Below are 15888 nucleotides of genomic sequence, written 5' to 3'. Positions count from 1 at the left end.
ATCCGCAAAGAAGGTATCCGAGTCGGGATCAGCGCAGCCAGTGACACCGGCGTGTGTCATCGGCACGTGATCTCCCGGCCGGTTCAGAGGCCTTTTTCCAGGCCGTACCGCACGGCCTCCGCACGATTGCGCACACCGATCTTGGCGAAGGCGTGGTTGATATGGCTTTTCACGGTCGCCTCACCGATGAACAGCTCGGCGGCGATTTCCGGATTGGACAGCCCACGCGCGATGAGGCCGAGCACTTCGGCTTCGCGTGTGGTGAGGCCGTCGGGCAGCTCGACCTTGGCCCGCGTGACCGATCGAGCGTCGAGCGCGGCGACAAGTCTGTCGGAGACTTCCGCGGCGAAGATCGCCTGCCCGTTGGCGGCCGAGCGGACGGCCGCCCCGATCTCGGCGCGTCCGGCGTCCTTGGTCAGGTAGCCGCGGGCTCCGGCGCGCAACGCGTCGGCGATCGAAGCGTCGTCCGCGTACGTCGTGAGGACGACGACCGCGACCTCCGGGTGATCGCGTTTGAGCAGTCTGGTCGCGGCCACCCCGTCCAGTACGGGCATGCGCAGGTCCATCAGCACGACGTCGGCCGCGGTGTGGTGGAGCAGGTCCAGCGCCTGCCGTCCGTCGCCCGCGGCGCCGGCGACCTCGATCCCGTCGATCAGCCCGAGCAGCGCGACGAGCCCTTCGCGCATGACCTGCTGGTCATCGACCACGACCACCCGGATCACGCCCGCACCACCGCCTCCACCGTCCAGCGCCCGTCAGCCGGGCCCGCGGTCAGCGTGCCACCGGCGAGCGCGAGCCGCTCCCTCATCCCGGTGAGACCGAAGCCGCCGGTGTCCTCCGTTCGGACGGTTTCGCCGAGTTCGTTCCACACTCGCAGGCGGACCTCCCCTTCGGCGAAGTGGAGCCGGAGCGACACCGGCCGCCCGGAAGCGTGCTTGGCCGCGTTGGTCAACGCCTCCCGTGCGACGCCGACCAGCGACACCACCGCGGCGGACGACAGCGGCCGCTGCGCCCCCAGCACCTCGAAGGTCGCCCCGTCGTGGTGCGCGGCGGCCAGCTGCCGCAAGGCTTCGGCAGGCGACGGGACGTCGTTGCGCAGGGCGGCGACCGCGTCCCGTGCCTCGGCGAGCCCGTCCGCGGCGAGTTTCCTCGACGACCGGACCCTGCCGAGCGCACCGTCCACATCGGACTTCTCGGCGAGGAGCGCCTCGGCGACCTCCAGGTGGACTCCCAGTGCTCCCAGCGAATGCGCGAGTACGTCGTGGATCTCCCTGGCGATGCGGGTGCGCTCGTCGAGCGCCGCCGCCCGCGCGTGTTCGGATTGCGCCAGTTTGGTCTGCTCCAGCAACGCGGCCGCCTGCACCGCCTGCACCTCGTACTGCCGCCGGTTCAAGCCCAGCAGCATCAGCACGAGCAGCACACCGACGTTGCCGAACACCAGCGGTTCGGTCGCGCCCGCGACCAGGCCGGTGACCGCCGCGAGGCTCGCGTCGAGCCCCACCACCCCCAGGATGGCGGCCACCGACGGCTCGGTCAGGGTGGCGAACCGGCTGACCGTGACCACCGCCAGCACGATGGCGGAGGAGTCCTCCGCCCAGCCGAGCGCGATCGACGGCGCGACACTCGCCACCGCGAGCAGCACGGTCGCCACCCGGGGGAAACGCGGGGAGGCCGCCACGAAACCCAGCCAGCAGGCCCCGCTGACGCCGTACGCCGTCCAGATCCACGGACTGGACTCGCTCGCGGTCAGCAGCACGACCACGACCGCGGCCGTGCCGAGCGCCTGGACGACCAGCCAGCTCGGCGCGATCGTGTCCGGCAGCAGCGGCTTCCCCCGCTTCCCCATTTCCCCCCTCAGTGATCGCTCAGTCGCGTGATCATCTCGACCAGGATCAGCCGGTAGGCCAGGAACCCGAGCAGCACGACGACACCCACGACCACCAGCCCCAACAGGCCTTTCACGTTCATTTTTCCCATGTCACGGACGTTAGGCACGCCCAGGGGTGGAGCGGGACCACCGGCGGGTGGAGGCGGGGATGGACCTCAAGACCGGACGGCGGGCGCGACGGAATGCGGCAGGACGTCACCGTCGGCGGGCCGTTCGATGACGACCTCGACGTCGTCGTCGAACCGGTACGGCCTGGCCAGCAGGAACCCGCCGAAATGCCGCCTCATCCTGGACATCTCCGCGCGGACGGTGACGGTGCGCCCGGCGTCGCCGAAGAGGTCGAGCGACAGTTCCGAGGCCGACCTCCCCGCACGATGGCGCGCGAGGACGTACAGCATCTCCGCGTGCCGCGGGCTCAGCCGATGCGACCAGGTGCCTGCCGCGCCCGAGACACGCAGCGTGCTTTCCCGCGACGACCTCAGATCGAGCACGACCCGGGTCGGCGACGCGTCCTCCTCCTCGGTGAGCCGGACGAGCCAGCCTCCGGGCAGCGGCTCCAGCAGGCAGTTGCCGTACGTCGGCAGCCAGGTGCGGCCGGGGGCGGCGTCGTTCGGCAGCGCGATGCGGCCGACCGGGACGAGCCCCGCCGAGGCCGCGATCCAGCCGTGCGGGTCGGTGATGACCGCCCGCCCCTTCACCTTCGCGAGCAGGGGCGTGGCCAGCCCGCGCAACCGTTCGAGATCCGAGAGATGCGTGGTGCGCAGATGTGCTTCGGCGAGCTTCGCGACCGCGTCGACCAGGGCGAGGGTGGACGGATGCACGGTGGAGGCCGGGCCCGAGAGGTCGACGGCGCCGAGCAGCCTGCCGTTCCTCGGATCGTGCAGTGGCGCGGCCGCGCAGGTCCAGTCGTGCTGGTTGCTGACGTAGTGCTCGGCCGAGTAGACCTGCACCGGATGCCGGGCGACCAGCGCCGTCCCGATGGCGTTGGTGCCCGTGGCGGGTTCGTGCCAGTCCGCCCCTTCGACGAAACCGAGCCCGTCGGCTCGGCGGCGGACCGCGGCGCTGCCGTCGCGCCAGAGCACCCGGCCGTCGGCGTCGACGACGACCATGATGTGCGCGGCCTGCTCGGCGAGGCCGATCAGACCGCCGCGAAGGGCGGGGAGGACGGTCGCTAGGCCGCTGCCCCGACGCCGGGCTTCCAGCTGTTCCGGGGCGAGCGGAGGGGTCGGCGAGCCGCGGTCCGGGTCCAGGCCCAGCCGCCGCATACGCTGCCAGGACGCGCCGATCACCGCACGTGGCCTGCCCGGGAGCGTGGTCCCGGCGAGCGCGGCCTCGCGCACTTCGGCGAGGGCACGCGCGTGCCGCCGCGGATCCGCACCGACCGGCAGCGCCGCCTCGAGCTGCACCTGGCCTACTCCTTCTGCTCTGTTCAGGCCAGTGTGCCCGGGCGCACCGGGGAGCGGAAGGTCTCTGTGACCTGGGCTAGAGGAAGGGTGCGTCCGCCAGGCGGGGCGTGGGAAGGGCCGCCGTCGGTTTGCGGCCGAGCAGCAGGCCGGTCCGGGTGGCCTCGGCCATCACGGCGCGGACGTCGACGCACCACGGCCCGTCGGGCTTCAACTCCACGAAAGCGCTCTCTCCAGGCTTGAGCACGAAATGCGGCTGGCCGTCCAGCGCGATGGAGCCGCCGCCCGCGGCGAGATCGACGCGGACCCCGGCTTCCAGCACGCTCCAGCCGCGTACGCCCACCGCCCGCACCTCGCCGGGCGCGATCGGCGCCTGCACGACGTACGGCGTCTCGTCGACCGGTCCGAGTGAGACCGCGACACCGTCCACAGTGGACTTCGGGCTGGGACACAGCCGTCCGGGGATACTCGACAGCCCGACCCCGTCCGGAACCGCGAACGTGCAGTACAGCTCGGTCAGCGACGCGGGATCCCACCGGCTCTCCGAGCACACGCTGACGTCGATCAGCGCGATCTCACGCCGGGCCTTCGTGACGACTTCGAGCACGGTGGCGCGGTTCGTGACCAGGTCCGTGTCCACCTGGTGGGTGGCCACCAGCCCCGCGGCGAGCCCGGCGACGGTGGACTCGTCGGCGCCCCCGGCCGGCAGCATCAGCAGCGGGACGTCGCCACAGGCGGCCGCCGCGGCCCGCATCATGGTCTCGTTGCCGAGGCAGATGAGCACGCTCGCACCCGCGTCCACCATCCGGCGGACGGTGCCGATGATCTTGCCCGCGTCGGTCCACACCATCACGCGGCCGACGCCGGCCACCCTCAGTGCCGAACGCAGGCTCTGGATGTCACGCTCCGAAGCGGGGTTCGCCACGATCCCCGCAACCGCTTCGCCCACATGTCCTCCGCTGCCGCGCCAAGTCCCTACAAGGAAACGACGTCCGGGCCACGAAGGGAAGAGTTGCACGAGGTTGCATCACCAGGAAAGGGCACGAGGCTTTCGGTCAACGGGCCGCCCGCCCGTCAGGACACGGACGCCGAGCGGCACCAGCGCCAGGCCGAGGGCCACCGCGGTGACGACGCTCAGGAACTCGCTTTCCTTGAGCACCCCCATCCAGAGGGTGCACGGCCAGAGGAACAGCAGCGCCCGCGCGGTGCCGAAGGTACCTGCCCGGAACGCCCCGATGGCCAGCAGCAGCCCTCCGGCGTATTGGCCGAACGACGCGGTGACCGGGATCCGCCACAACCCGTAGGACAGGTCGACGTAGTCGTCCATCACGAGCTTCGTCGCCTGGTCCAGACCGAGCTTGTCGACGAGCTCGAAGGCCGTCAGGTCGACGCCCGCGAAGTAGACCCGTGCGACCAGACCGAACGCGAGGAGCAGGAATCCCCAGCCCGCCAACGCCGGCGCCTTCTCCGCGACGATCTTCGCCAGCATCAGGAAGGCCGGCAGCAGGAGTACCGCGCCGAGCAGGAAGACCGAATACGCGGCCGTCACCAAACCGGGGTTCGCGGCATACGCGGCCAGCTGACCGGGTGCGGCGAAAGGCTGATCGTCGAACCACGCGACTTGCTCCGGCGTGAAGTCCTTGAGCACCAGATGCCGCAGCAGCAGGCCCGCGAACCAGGCGAGTGGAGCGAGAATCAGGGCCACTCCGCCGATCCATCGGCCGGTTTCACCGTTCATGACGGCATCGTCGCCGGGACGGGCGACACGGGACAGCGCCCGAAAGTCAGGCGGAGGCCTCGACTTTCGTCAGGTTCGGTCCCGGAAAAGCAGCAGGGCCGCCTCCCCGAGGGGATGACGGCCCTGCTTGGAAAACCTGGATCAGATCACGGTGACCGAGGTGGCCTGCGGACCCTTCGCGCCCTGCCCGATCTCGAACTCCACGCGGGCGTTCTCCTCGAGGGTACGGAAGCCGTTGCCCTTGATCTCGCTGTAGTGCACGAAGACGTCGCCGCCGCCGTTGTCGGGAGTGATGAAGCCGAACCCCTTCTCGGAGTTGAACCACTTCACAGTGCCCTGAGTCATAAAATCTCCATATGCAACACAAACAAACAGGAAGCCACGTCGGCAGCCCGGGTCATGACCAGACGGTTTGCTTCCCCGGAAACACGAGGAGACACTACGCCCGCTGAGTTCTGCGAGCGTGAACCAACACGAACACAAAAATCGAGACCTGGTGCAGTAAAGCACACCTCACGCAGGCCGACAAGCGCCATCACCCGGGTGTGCGCAGCCGCACTGTACCCCTCCGGCAGGAGGGGTGACCGGCCGGGCTATTCCCCGCTGGCCGCGCGCAGCGGCGCCTCGTTGCCGAACGGCGAGCGGCGCAACGCCTCCCGGTTCGTGGCCACGACGGCGATGTCGTGCGTCTCCGCGTCCGCGCTGAACAGCACCGGCACCACGCCGGAAACGGACTTGTCCTGTGGCTTCGCTTCGTCAGCCATGTTTTCTCCCAGTGTCAACACAACGCTCTAGGTACGTACTGCGTGCCAACAACCCCACCGGCCATTGCCCCGGTCCATATCGGACTCTCGGTGTTGCCGCGATTGTGCCACGGCCGACCGACAAAATCCGGCGTCCGCGACCGAAAGTCGGCCGAGTCGTCATCTCGTTCCCACCCTTTGGGGCAGGTGAAGGCGGCACCACAAGGGTTTCTGTGTATCCCCTGAGAAAAAGTACCGCCCGGTAATCGGCGTGGCGGCCCCTACTGGCCGCCCTGTTGCTGCCTCGACGCGCCCAGCAGGCTCGTCAGCCGGATGTCCGGCGTCACCACGTCCGGATCCGTGCGGATGTCGATCACACAAGGCCGTTGCCGCACCAGCGCGCTGGCGATGATCGGCTCCAGCTCTTCCCGATCGTCCACGGTGTACCCGGCGGCGCCGAGCCCGCGCGCCCACGACGCGAAGTCGGTGACGGGGACGGTGACGCCCGACAGCCGCCCGTGTTTGCGCGCCTGGTGCACGGCGAGCGGGCCGTGCAGTCCGTTCTGGAACACCAGGACGGTCACCGGCACCCGGTAGCGGACGGCGGTCTCGATCTCTTGCCCGGTCATCAGCGCACCGCCGTCGCCCGCCATCGCGATCACCGTGCGGCGTGGTTCGGCGAGTTTCGCCGCGACCGCCGCGGGGACCGCGTAGCCCATGGCCGCGTTGCTCGGCCCGAGCTGGCTGCGTGGCGCGGTGAAACACCAGTAGCGGTGCATGAACTGGGCGAAGTTGCCCGCGTCGCTGGTCACGATCGCGTCTTCGGGCGCGAGTTTGCGCACCGCGCGGATGACGTCGGCGGGATGGACCCGGGTGGCGCCGCTGGTGTCGGGCGGCGTCATGAAGGTGTGCACCGCGGCGTTCGCGGCCGACGCGCGCCGCTGCCGAGGCGAGGCGACATTGCGCAGTTCACGCAGGAACGGCTCGACCTCCGAGTCGACCCGGAAGGTCAGCCCGCCGCGACGGGCCGGCTCGATCCCCGTGCCGACCAGCACCAGCGTCTGCGACGGCGTCGGGTAGCGGAAGGACTGGGTGGTGACCTCGTCGAGCTGCGTGCCCAGCGCGAGCACGAGATCCGCGCGCTCCAGCGCGTCGAGTTGCCGCGCGGGGATGCCGATGCCGAGATGGCCGGCGTAGCGCGCGTGGTTCTCGGGGAAGGCGTCCTGACGGCGGAACGCGTTGTACACCGGCAGCGCGAGCTCGTCGGCGACGGCGATCAGCTCGTCGCGCGCCGCGCGGGCCCGGCCGCCGACGATCACCACCGGGTAGCGGGCCTCGTCGACCAGCTGCGCGACCGCCTCGGCGGTCCGGCCGAGCGCGCCGGTGGCGGGCGGCCGCACGGAGGCGACCGGTTTCGCCGAATCGAACGGGACACCCCAGAAATCGGCGGGGACGGCGACGACGGTAGGGCCCGGCCGCCCCTCGCGGCAGCGGGTCAGCGCCTCGACCAGCAGACCGGGGACCTCGTCCGGCGATTCCGCGCGGCCGGTCCACTTCGAGATCGGCTCGAACATCGCGGTCAGATCCGCGGTGGGCAGCTCGCTCGTCGGGCCGGGATCCTGCGGCGGGTTCTCCAGGAGGACGACCATCGGGCTCTCGTCCTGGTACGCCGTGGAGACGCCGATCGCGAGGTTCGCCGCGTTCGGGCCGCGGCCGGCGAGCAGGACCGCCGGATGCTCGGTGAGCTTGCCTTCGGCCTCCGCCATGAAGGCGGCGCCGGAGTCGTGCCTCGCCGAGACGAAGGTGATCGAGCGCTCGCGTTGCAGCGCGTCGAGCAGATCCAGGAAGGACTCACCCACCACCGCGTACACGCGGTGGATCTGCGCCTCGGTCAGGATCCGCACGGCCGTCTGGGCGACGGACGCTCCCGGTTGGTATCTAATGAGAAGAGCTTAGGCGGGCGGTGATCGGTGCCGTCAAGCGATCTTCCGATTCCGGCAACCCCGGAGCGGCGGAATGTCCGATATTCGGAACGTGTTCGAGCAAGGGAGCACGAAAACGTGACCTCAGCCACCGCCGGACGTGAAACTGTTTTCACTTACGGGGCGCCTGCCTTGAAGTACGGCACCGGGTCGAGCGATGAGATCGGCTACGACCTCACCCAGTACGGCGCCCGCCGGGTGCTCGTCCTGACCGACGCGGGTGTCGCCGCGACGGGCTGGCCACAACGGATCGCCGAAGGCATCGAGACCTATGGCATCGAAGCCGTCGTCTTCGACGGCGTACATGTCGAGCCGACCGACGTCAGCATGCGGAAGGCCGTCGACTTCGCCCGGGGACAGGGCGAGTGGGACGCCTTCGTCGCCGTCGGTGGCGGGTCGGCCATCGACACCGCCAAGGCGGTGAACCTGTTGACCAGCAACGACGGCGACCTGATGGACTACGTCAACGCACCGGTCGGCGGCGGCCGCGCCCCGAGCGCACCGCTGAAACCGCTGGTCGCGGTGCCGACCACCACCGGAACGGGCTCGGAGAGCACCACGGTGTGCGTGCTGGACGTGTTGTCACTGCGGGTGAAGAGCGGCATCAGCCATCTCCGGATGCGGCCGAGCCTCGCGGTGGTCGACCCGAGGCTGACGGTCTCGCAGCCACCCGAGGTGACCGCCGCGAGCGGGATGGACATCCTTTGCCACGCCGCGGAAAGCTACACGGCCAAGCCGTACACCGAGTTCGACCGGAAGCGACCGGAGGACCGGGTTCCTTACTGTGGCTCGAATCCGCTGGCCGACATGTTCGCCGAGCAGTCGCTGCGGTTGCTGTCGTGGGCGTTGCCCGCGGCTGTGCGCGACGGCTCCGACATGAAGGCACGCGAGGCGATGGCGCTCGCGGCGACGTTCGCCGGGCTCGGCTTCGGCAACGCCGGGGTGCACATCCCGCACGCCAACGCGTATCCGATCGCCGGGCAGGTGCGGGACTTCCATCCGTCCGGGTACCCGGGCGACGAAGCGATGGTGCCGCACGGGATGGCCGTCTCGCTGACCGCGCCGGCGGCGTTCCGGTTCACCTTCGACGCCGCACCCGAACGGCACATCCGGGTGGCCCGGCTGCTCGCGCCGGATTACGAATGGCCGGGCGATCTGCGGGATCACCTGCCCGCGGTGCTCGGGCAGATCATGCGGGAGATCGGGATCCCCAACGGGATCGGCGCCGTCGGCTACACCGAGTCCGATGTGGACTCTCTGGTTTCCGGCACGGTGAAACAACAACGGCTGCTGGCGACGGCGCCGCGCGAGGCGTCCGAAGCCGACCTCGCCGTCATCCTGCGGGAGTCGGTGACGCTGTGGTGAACGCCGACTATCCGCACTGGCAGACGGTTCCGTTGCGGTGGAAGGACAACGACGTCTACGGACACGTCAACAACGTCGTCCACTACTCGGTGATGGACACCGTGATCAACACCTGGCTGATCGAACGCGGCGGACTCGACATCGAGACCGGCGCGGTCATCGGGCTGTGCGTGGAATCGCAATGCAAGTACCACGCTTCGGTGTCGTTCCCGGGAGAACTCGAAGTCGGCCTGCGGGTGGGCCATCTCGGCCGGTCCAGCGTCCGCTACGAGGTCGGGATGTACTCGAAGGAGACGGTGATCGCGGAGGGGCATTTCGTGCACGTCTTCGTCGATCGCGAATCCCGGCGCCCGGTCCCCGTCGAGGGTCTACTCAGGAGCGCGCTGGAAGAACTGCGCACTGGGCTGGGGTAGCCGCGGCGACCACGCGTGCATGAGCTGGGCGTAGCGCGTGGACCGGTCCATGAGTTCGAGATGGGTGCCCAGGGCGGTTTCCTTGCCGTCCATCACCAGGACCCGGTCCGCGCGCAGCGCCGACGTCAGCCGGTGCGCGATCACCACCAGCACCCCGCCCCGCTCGGCGAACGCCCGTTCCGCGCGGGCTTCGGCGGGCGGGTCGAGATGCGACGTCGCCTCGTCGAGGATGACGACGGTCGCGTCGCTCGCGTACACCCGGGCGAGGGCGATCAGCTGTGCCTCACCGGCGGACAGCGTGCCGTGCCCGATCTCGCCGTCGAGTCCGCCCAGCCGCGTGACCAGCGGTTCCGCGCCGACGGCCCGCACCGCCGCCAGGAGTTCGCCGTCCATCGCGGTCTGCGCGAACAAGCCGACGTTGTCCCGCACGGTCCCCGCGAAGACGTACGCCTCCTGCGGGATCAGCGCGACCATCCGGTGCCGCAGCGCCGCCGGGACCTCCCGGACCGGGACCCCACCGAGCAGCACCCGGCCGGCCTGCGGTTCGAGCATGCCGGTCAGGAGCCCGGCCAGGGTCGACTTGCCGATCCCGCTCGGCCCCACCACCGCGAGCCGCTCGCCGGGCCGAAGGTGCAGGTCGAGTCCGCGCACCACCGGTTGCGCGGCCGCGCCCCAGCTGAAGGTCAGGTCGCGCACGTAGATCGCGGTCCCGTCGGGTTCGGCCGTGCCGTCGGCCTCCGGCTCGGCCTCGGCGGTTTCGGCGAGCCGCCGCAACGCGACGATCAGCCGCAGCACCACGGTGCTCGCGGTCGCGGCCAGCCCGCGCAACGCCGGCTGCATCGTCGTCGCCAGGTAGACCAGCGCGCCGAGCGCGGCACCGGCGGTGAGCACCCCGGCCTGGACCATGCCCGGCGCCACCAGCAACGCCAGGAGCAACGGCACGAACCCGCCGGTCGCGATCACGACCGTCCGGGCCGCCCCGGACCGCGCCACCCGCACGGCCGCCTTGGCCTGCGTGTCGATGGCGTCGTAGAGCTCCAGCGCGGCAAGGGGTTCGGCGCCGCACGCGACGATGTCGCGCATACCGGACAACGACGCGCCCGCGACCTCGGCGGTCCGCTCGTCGGCCAGCGCGAGCGCGCGCTGACGCCGCGCCAGCGACGGGAGCAGGCAGGCGAACACGAGGACCGCGACCACCACCGGGATCGCGACGATCAACGCGAGCGAACCGGCGACGGTGAACAACCCGGCCAGCGCCGCCACCGTCGTCACGATCATCCCGCGCGCCTGCACCAGCAACCCGGCCGTGGCGTCACGCACCACTTCGACATGCTGGGTGATCCGGGCGACGCCGCTGGCGTCCGGCTGATTCCGCGGCGGCGCCGGATCGTGCAGGACCCCGCGCACGACGGCGGTCACCAGCGCGTCGCGCAACGGCTCGACGACCTTGCCGAGCTGATGCCACACCAGCCGCGAACCGAACGCGCCGATCACGGCGACCAGCCCGAAGACCGCGAGCCAACGCAGTCCGGTGCCTGGCCGATCCGCGGCAAACCCCTCGTCAACCGCGAGTTCGACCAGGCGACCGGACAAGAACGCGGGCGCGCTCTCCAGTACGGAGCAGGCCAGCAGCACCAGCCCGCCGCGCCACTGCCCGGCCAGCGCCGAGCGGTAGAGCCCCCAGACGCTCATTGCGCGCCCTCGGTGAAAACAGCCCGATAAGCCGGAGTCCGCCACAGCTCGTCGTGGGCGCCGACCGCCCGGACGCGGCCGTCTTCCAGCCACACCACCGTGTCCGCCCGCGACGCGGTGGCCGCGCGATGCGTCACCACCACCCGGGTCCGGCCGGGCAGCGTGCGTTCGATCGCCTCCTCGACGGCGGCTTCGGTGACCGTGTCGAGGCTGGCGGTGGCGTCGTCGAGGATGAGCACCCGCGGCGCGTGCGCGATCGCGCGCGCCAGCCCGATCCGCTGCGCCTCCCCGCCGGAGAGCGGGGTTTCCCTGAGCGGCGTCCGGTAGCCGTCGGGCAGCCGGACGATCAGGTCGTCGACCTGCGCGGACCGGCAGGCGGCACGCACGGCGGCCTCCCCGGCCCACGAGCCGTAGCCGACGGCGTCGCCGATCGTCGCGCCGAGCAGCGCGGGCCGTTCGAAGGCGAACCCGACCACAGCGCGGAGTTCGTACGGCCGCAGCTTCTCCAGCGGACGGCCGTCGAGCGTCGCCGTCCCCTCGTCCGGGGTCAGCAGCCCGCCGAGCACGTTGACCAGCGCGGACTTCCCCGAACCGGACCGCCCGACGACCGCGGTGAACCGGCCGCCCCGCACGAGCAGGTCGACGTCGCGCAACGCGCCCTCGACGGTGACGCCGCGCAGTTCGAGCGTGCCCCGCCCGGGGACGACGCCGAGATCACCCGGTTCGGGGACCGGCGCCTCCAGCACCTCGGTGATCCGCCGCGCACACGACCGCGCGCGGGAAAGTGTGGTGAGCAAGGGAATCTGCGTGATCAGGCCCATGCCGAGGGCGACGTAGCCGAGGGCCGCGAGGACCTGGCCGACGGTCAGCCTGCCTTCCAGCACGCCGAAACCGGCGGCGGCGAGCACCGCGAGCTCGACCGCGGGCAGCAGCAGACCGGAACGCCACACCATCCGGGCCTGCGTGCGCCACATCCCGCGGCCGGCGAGGCTCAGTTTCGGCAGCGGCCGCAGCACACGGTCGGCTTCGCGGTCGGCAGTGCCCGACGCGGCGATCGTGCGGAGCCCGGCGACGGCGTCGACCATCCTCGCCGCGAGCTCGCCGGACACCTCTTGATAGGTGAGGACGTCGTCGGCGGTGTTCTTCAGATGGGTGCGCGCGAGCATCAGGCCGAACGGGATGCTGCCGAGGAAGACGAGCGCGAGCCGCCAGTCCATCAGTGCGAGCAGGACGACGGCCCCGCCGGAGATGAGGGTGGTCGAGCCGAGCTGGACGACGACCGAGGCGACCAGTCCCGCGCCGGTGCAGTCACCGGTGAGCCTGCTGATCGCGTCGCCGTCGGCGAAGGTCGATCGAGTGCCGAGCGCGAGATAGCGGTCGGCGAGTTCCCGGCGCAGCCAGGCCGTGGCGGACGCGGTCATCCGCGCGGTGAGGATGCCGCCGATCAGGCCGACGGCGATTTCGGTGACGCCGAGGACGATCAGCCAGGTGACCTCGGGCAGGCTGGGCCGTCCGGCGACCACGGCGTCGACCGCGGCGGCGAGCGCGCCGGGCAGGAGCAGTCCCGCAGCCGTCCCGGCGAGCGCGCTGAAGATCAGCGCGATCAGGCGGGGGCGATCCAGTGCGGTCACCGTGACCAGCAACCGATCGGCGGAACCCGCCATCCCACTCCTTAGTCCTGGTGACCCCGCGACCGCGCCGGAGGACACCGTGATCCCAACGAGATGAACCGGAAGGCAAAATGAAGGCGCGGGAGCGGCGCACTTGGCCTGTGCCGCTCCCGCGCCTTCAGTGCTCAGCCGTGACTCAGTGGCAGGTCAGCAGGCTGACGGTGCTGTTCGCGCAGGAGGCCAGCAGGCTGAGGTTGCTCGCGCCGCCGTGGCTGCCACCGCCGCCACCTTCGAGAACCTCGGGGGCTTCCAGGGCCTGCAGGTCGAGAACCAGTTCCATGGTGTTCCCTTTCACTAGTTACCTCTTGGTCCGCCGTCCTCATCGGACGGCAGTTCGGGAGGACAGGAAAGGCAGCGCGGCCTTCCCGTCCAGGGTGGCGGCCAAGGCGAGCAGGACGCCCGCGCCGCCGGTGACGACGTCCATCGACAGCCGCAGCAGCTGGTTGCCGGGGAACGCCAGGCCGCCCTTGTACGGCACCGCGTACCAGGCCAGCCGGGAAAGATGCAGGTCGATGGCGTCGCGGACGCGCTGGTCCGGGTCGGCGCCCATGGCCAGCGCGGTCATCAGCCCGCCCCTGCCGAACAGCAGCCCGGGGTGGATGACGAACTCGCCGCGGCACGCTTCACGCAGGCCGGGAAGGCTCTTCAACGCCTTCGCGTTGGGGCGGTGCTTCGCCAGCTCCTCGGCAACCATGAGGATCCCGGCGCTGCCGACCCCCACGTAGGGCAACGTCCGGGTTTCGCCGTCGCGGACCTGCAGCGAACCGTCGTCGGACTCGACGCATTCCTCGATGTCCCGTTCCAGCGCCTGGTCGGCGAAGGACAGCCAACCTTCTTCGCGGGTGCGTTCGAACAGCCGCACGAACAGCAGCGCCGGACCGGACCAGCCGTTGAGCAACCCGGCGCGGCCGAAGTCGCCGGGCGGGTCGGCGATCTCCAGGGCTTCGGCGAGCCGGACGGCGGTGGCGAGCGCCTGCCTGCCGAACTCGTTGTCCTTGCGGGCCACCGCGAAATGCAGCTGGGTGAGCCCGATCCCGGACAGGCCGCCTTCCAGCCCGTGGTCGGTGGTCTGCTCGACCAGCGTCGACGACGCCGCCAAGAGCTTGGTGGCCTCTTCGCGGTAACCGAGCTCTTCGAGGACGTACGCGATCCCGTACGAGCCGTCGTAGAACCCTGGGCGTCCGGGCGGATCGCGGCGGATCGAGTCCAGCAGCCAGCGTTCGTGCTGGGGATGCCGCTCGCCGCCGACCGTTTTCAGTGCGTGGAGGACGCCGGCCGCGCCGTAGCCGAAACACGCTCCGCCGACGCGGAACTGCTCGATGTCACCGGGGAAGAGCCGGTCGGTGCGCTCGGGGGTCGCGCTGGCGAGGATCGCCTCGGTGATCTGCTTGCGGACCAGCGCCCAGTCCGGTCGTTCCTGATCCAGTTCGGTGGCGCTCGTGAGCGGTGGCAGGTTCCGGGGGGCGAGCTCCGCGACGATCGAGTCGGCGTAGCCCTCCGGGACGTCGAAACGCTGCTGGACGAAGTCCGCGAGCCCGCGCAGCTTCGCCGGGGCGAGTTCGAGGAGCGTCGTGAGCGGCAGGAAGATCCACAGCTTCAGGACGGCGAGCGCGTACTCGTCGACCTCGAACCCGTTCCGGTCCCTCGGAGCGCGGAAGCCGGGCGCGCCGAGCGCGGGCCTGGTGCCGCTTTCGATGTCCGAGGCCATCTCGAAGTCGATCAGGGAGACCGCGTCGTCGTCCCCGTCCACGAGGATGTTCAGCGAGTGCAGGTCGCCGAAGACGATCCCGCGTTCGTGCACCTCGCCGACCATCGCCTCCACCCGCCGGACCAGCGCCAGCGCGCGTTCGGTGTACGCGGCGATGTCGGCCTCGGTGGTGTCGCGCCGGGTGAGCGGGTAGTTGCGGGCGAGCCAGTTGCCGAGCGAGACGCCGGGCATGTACTCCATCGCCAGGAAGTGGTGCTCCCAGACGGTGAAGCGGTCGTAGGCGGTGGGGATGCCGTCGATGCCCTTCAGCCGCTCCAGCACCTCGTGCTCACGGCGGAGGCGTTCGACGGCGTCGACCTCGTCCCGGTCCAGGCCGGCGAACGGTCTTGCCTCCTTGAGGACCACGCGTTCGCCGTCGGTCTTCCGGTCGGCGAGGTACACGCCGCCGCCGTTGGAGAAGTGCAGAGAACTTTTCACCTGATAGGGGAACTGATCCGCTCCGCCGCTCTTGCGAGCTGCGAGATGAGGTGCGAGGAACTCCGGAATCGTCACCCAGTCGGGTACGGAGAAGGTCGGCTCACGCTTGTCCGGGACCAGCGTCCCGTCCGGTTTGCGTATCGCGAGGACCCGCTTGCCGTCGAGTTCGACCCATTGCTCGGCGAATCCGCCGTAGCGGACGTAGAGCGGGCCGGCACCATACCGAAGATCACTGAGAATGTACGCGCCGGGTTCGCCGTCGAGCTTCGCCGACAACGCCGCGAGAACACGCTCCAGCTCGTTGTTGTCAGCCGGATAAAGAGTCAGTAACTTACCGCTTCCGTCACGCGGAGCGTATTTGGAATTCCTGGCCAGCAGGGTCGTCCGCGAACGCAGATGCTTGTAGGACACGGCGTGCTCGACACAATGCTCGTGCACCTTCACAAGCACCCGTTCGGCGTTGTCCAAACCTGCCGAAACGTGGATTTTCCAGCCCTGCAAGGGAAGGTTTCGAGCAACAGGGTGCAGTAACCGCCACACTCCGCGCACCCCGGTGCGCCAGCCGTCTCCGGGAGCGGGCAACAGGGAGGCGAAATCGTCGGCGACGTCCCCGGTTTCCCGCTGCTCATCGAAGAACAGTGGATCGGCGAAGCAATACGCTTCGTACCGGACGTCCATCGAGCGCCCCCTCCTTGGCACCAATCGGATGGGCCATGTGCACCATCGCGATGCAGAATATTCCACCCGCCGGACCCCGAACGGCCAATCCGCCATATCGGGGGTTCGGATGGGCTGTTCAGGGACGTGAA

At 70.2% G+C, this 15888-nt stretch carries 15 protein-coding genes; 2 read left to right on the top strand and 13 right to left on the bottom strand.

The features are described from left to right. Nucleotides 1-83: 83 nt before the first annotated feature. The 9 genes from DMC64_RS02795 to DMC64_RS02765 all read right to left on the bottom strand — a co-directional run bounded on the left by DMC64_RS02795 (nt 84) and on the right by DMC64_RS02765 (nt 7715). Nucleotides 84-722, bottom strand: coding sequence for a response regulator transcription factor (locus DMC64_RS02795; RefSeq protein WP_125731872.1), 639 nt, complete (start codon nt 720-722; stop codon nt 84-86). After that, nucleotides 719-1846: a sensor histidine kinase gene (locus DMC64_RS02790; protein WP_125731870.1), complete on the bottom strand. Its 1128-nt coding sequence runs from the start codon at nt 1844-1846 to the stop codon at nt 719-721. The genes DMC64_RS02795 and DMC64_RS02790 overlap by 4 nt, the downstream gene beginning before the upstream one ends. Nucleotides 1847-1854: 8 nt before the next feature. Then, complete coding sequence (locus DMC64_RS43470; protein WP_255432399.1) at nt 1855-1977, bottom strand: hypothetical protein; 123 nt, start codon at nt 1975-1977, stop codon at nt 1855-1857. Between the two features lie 66 nt (nt 1978-2043). Continuing rightward, entirely contained in the window at nt 2044-3294 is a 1251-nt protein-coding gene (locus DMC64_RS02785) for a GAF domain-containing protein (protein WP_199754860.1), read from the bottom strand. A gap of 76 nt (nt 3295-3370) precedes the next feature. Further along, nucleotides 3371-4240, bottom strand: a complete 870-nt coding sequence (locus DMC64_RS02780; RefSeq protein ID WP_052120249.1) for an ATP-NAD kinase — start codon at nt 4238-4240, stop codon at nt 3371-3373. A 78-nt stretch (nt 4241-4318) separates the two neighbouring features. Beyond that, the gene (locus DMC64_RS02775; protein WP_125731866.1) at nt 4319-5029 is read right to left on the bottom strand and encodes a hypothetical protein; all 711 of its coding nucleotides are present in this window, start codon (nt 5027-5029) and stop codon (nt 4319-4321) included. Nucleotides 5030-5170: 141 nt separating this feature from the next. Then, nucleotides 5171-5374 (bottom strand): cold-shock protein, encoded by a 204-nt coding sequence (locus DMC64_RS02770; protein WP_005163378.1) that lies wholly within the window; start codon nt 5372-5374, stop codon nt 5171-5173. A 248-nt stretch (nt 5375-5622) separates the two neighbouring features. After that, a complete protein-coding gene (locus DMC64_RS42920) occupies nt 5623-5793 on the bottom strand; it encodes a hypothetical protein (RefSeq protein WP_162836881.1) in 171 nt (56 codons plus the stop codon). A gap of 260 nt (nt 5794-6053) precedes the next feature. After that, nucleotides 6054-7715, bottom strand: a complete 1662-nt coding sequence (locus tag DMC64_RS02765; RefSeq protein ID WP_255355312.1) for a thiamine pyrophosphate-binding protein — start codon at nt 7713-7715, stop codon at nt 6054-6056. A gap of 171 nt (nt 7716-7886) precedes the next feature. Here DMC64_RS02765 and DMC64_RS02760 point away from each other — a divergent pair, with 171 nt between their 5' ends. Continuing rightward, nucleotides 7887-9119 carry a hydroxyacid-oxoacid transhydrogenase gene (locus DMC64_RS02760; RefSeq protein WP_038520332.1) on the top strand — a complete coding sequence of 411 codons (1233 nt, stop codon included), beginning with the start codon at nt 7887-7889 and terminating at the stop codon, nt 9117-9119. Continuing rightward, entirely contained in the window at nt 9113-9532 is a 420-nt protein-coding gene (locus DMC64_RS02755) for a thioesterase family protein (protein ID WP_199754858.1), read from the top strand. The genes DMC64_RS02760 and DMC64_RS02755 overlap by 7 nt, the downstream gene beginning before the upstream one ends. Here the strand turns inward: DMC64_RS02755 and DMC64_RS02750 are convergent. From DMC64_RS02750 to lanKC, 4 genes are all read right to left on the bottom strand, one after another. Further along, nucleotides 9488-11224, bottom strand: a complete 1737-nt coding sequence (locus DMC64_RS02750) for an ABC transporter ATP-binding protein (RefSeq protein ID WP_125731864.1) — start codon at nt 11222-11224, stop codon at nt 9488-9490. The two genes, DMC64_RS02755 and DMC64_RS02750, sit on opposite strands and share 45 nt — an antisense overlap. Further along, a complete protein-coding gene (locus tag DMC64_RS02745) occupies nt 11221-12888 on the bottom strand; it encodes an ABC transporter ATP-binding protein (RefSeq protein ID WP_125731862.1) in 1668 nt (555 codons plus the stop codon). Before DMC64_RS02745 ends, DMC64_RS02750 begins: the two co-directional genes overlap by 4 nt. Nucleotides 12889-13030: 142 nt before the next feature. Further along, nucleotides 13031-13174 carry a SapB/AmfS family lanthipeptide gene (locus tag DMC64_RS02740; RefSeq protein ID WP_123798255.1) on the bottom strand — a complete coding sequence of 48 codons (144 nt, stop codon included), beginning with the start codon at nt 13172-13174 and terminating at the stop codon, nt 13031-13033. 39 nt (nt 13175-13213) lie between these two features. Beyond that, a complete protein-coding gene (gene lanKC, locus DMC64_RS02735; protein WP_125731860.1) occupies nt 13214-15757 on the bottom strand; it encodes a class III lanthionine synthetase LanKC in 2544 nt (847 codons plus the stop codon). Nucleotides 15758-15888 lie beyond the last annotated feature (131 nt).

It is taken from the genome of Amycolatopsis sp. WAC 04197, from assembly GCF_003947475.1.
GTDB lineage: Bacteria > Actinomycetota > Actinomycetes > Mycobacteriales > Pseudonocardiaceae > Amycolatopsis > Amycolatopsis japonica.
This window is presented reverse-complemented; position numbering and strand designations above follow the sequence as displayed.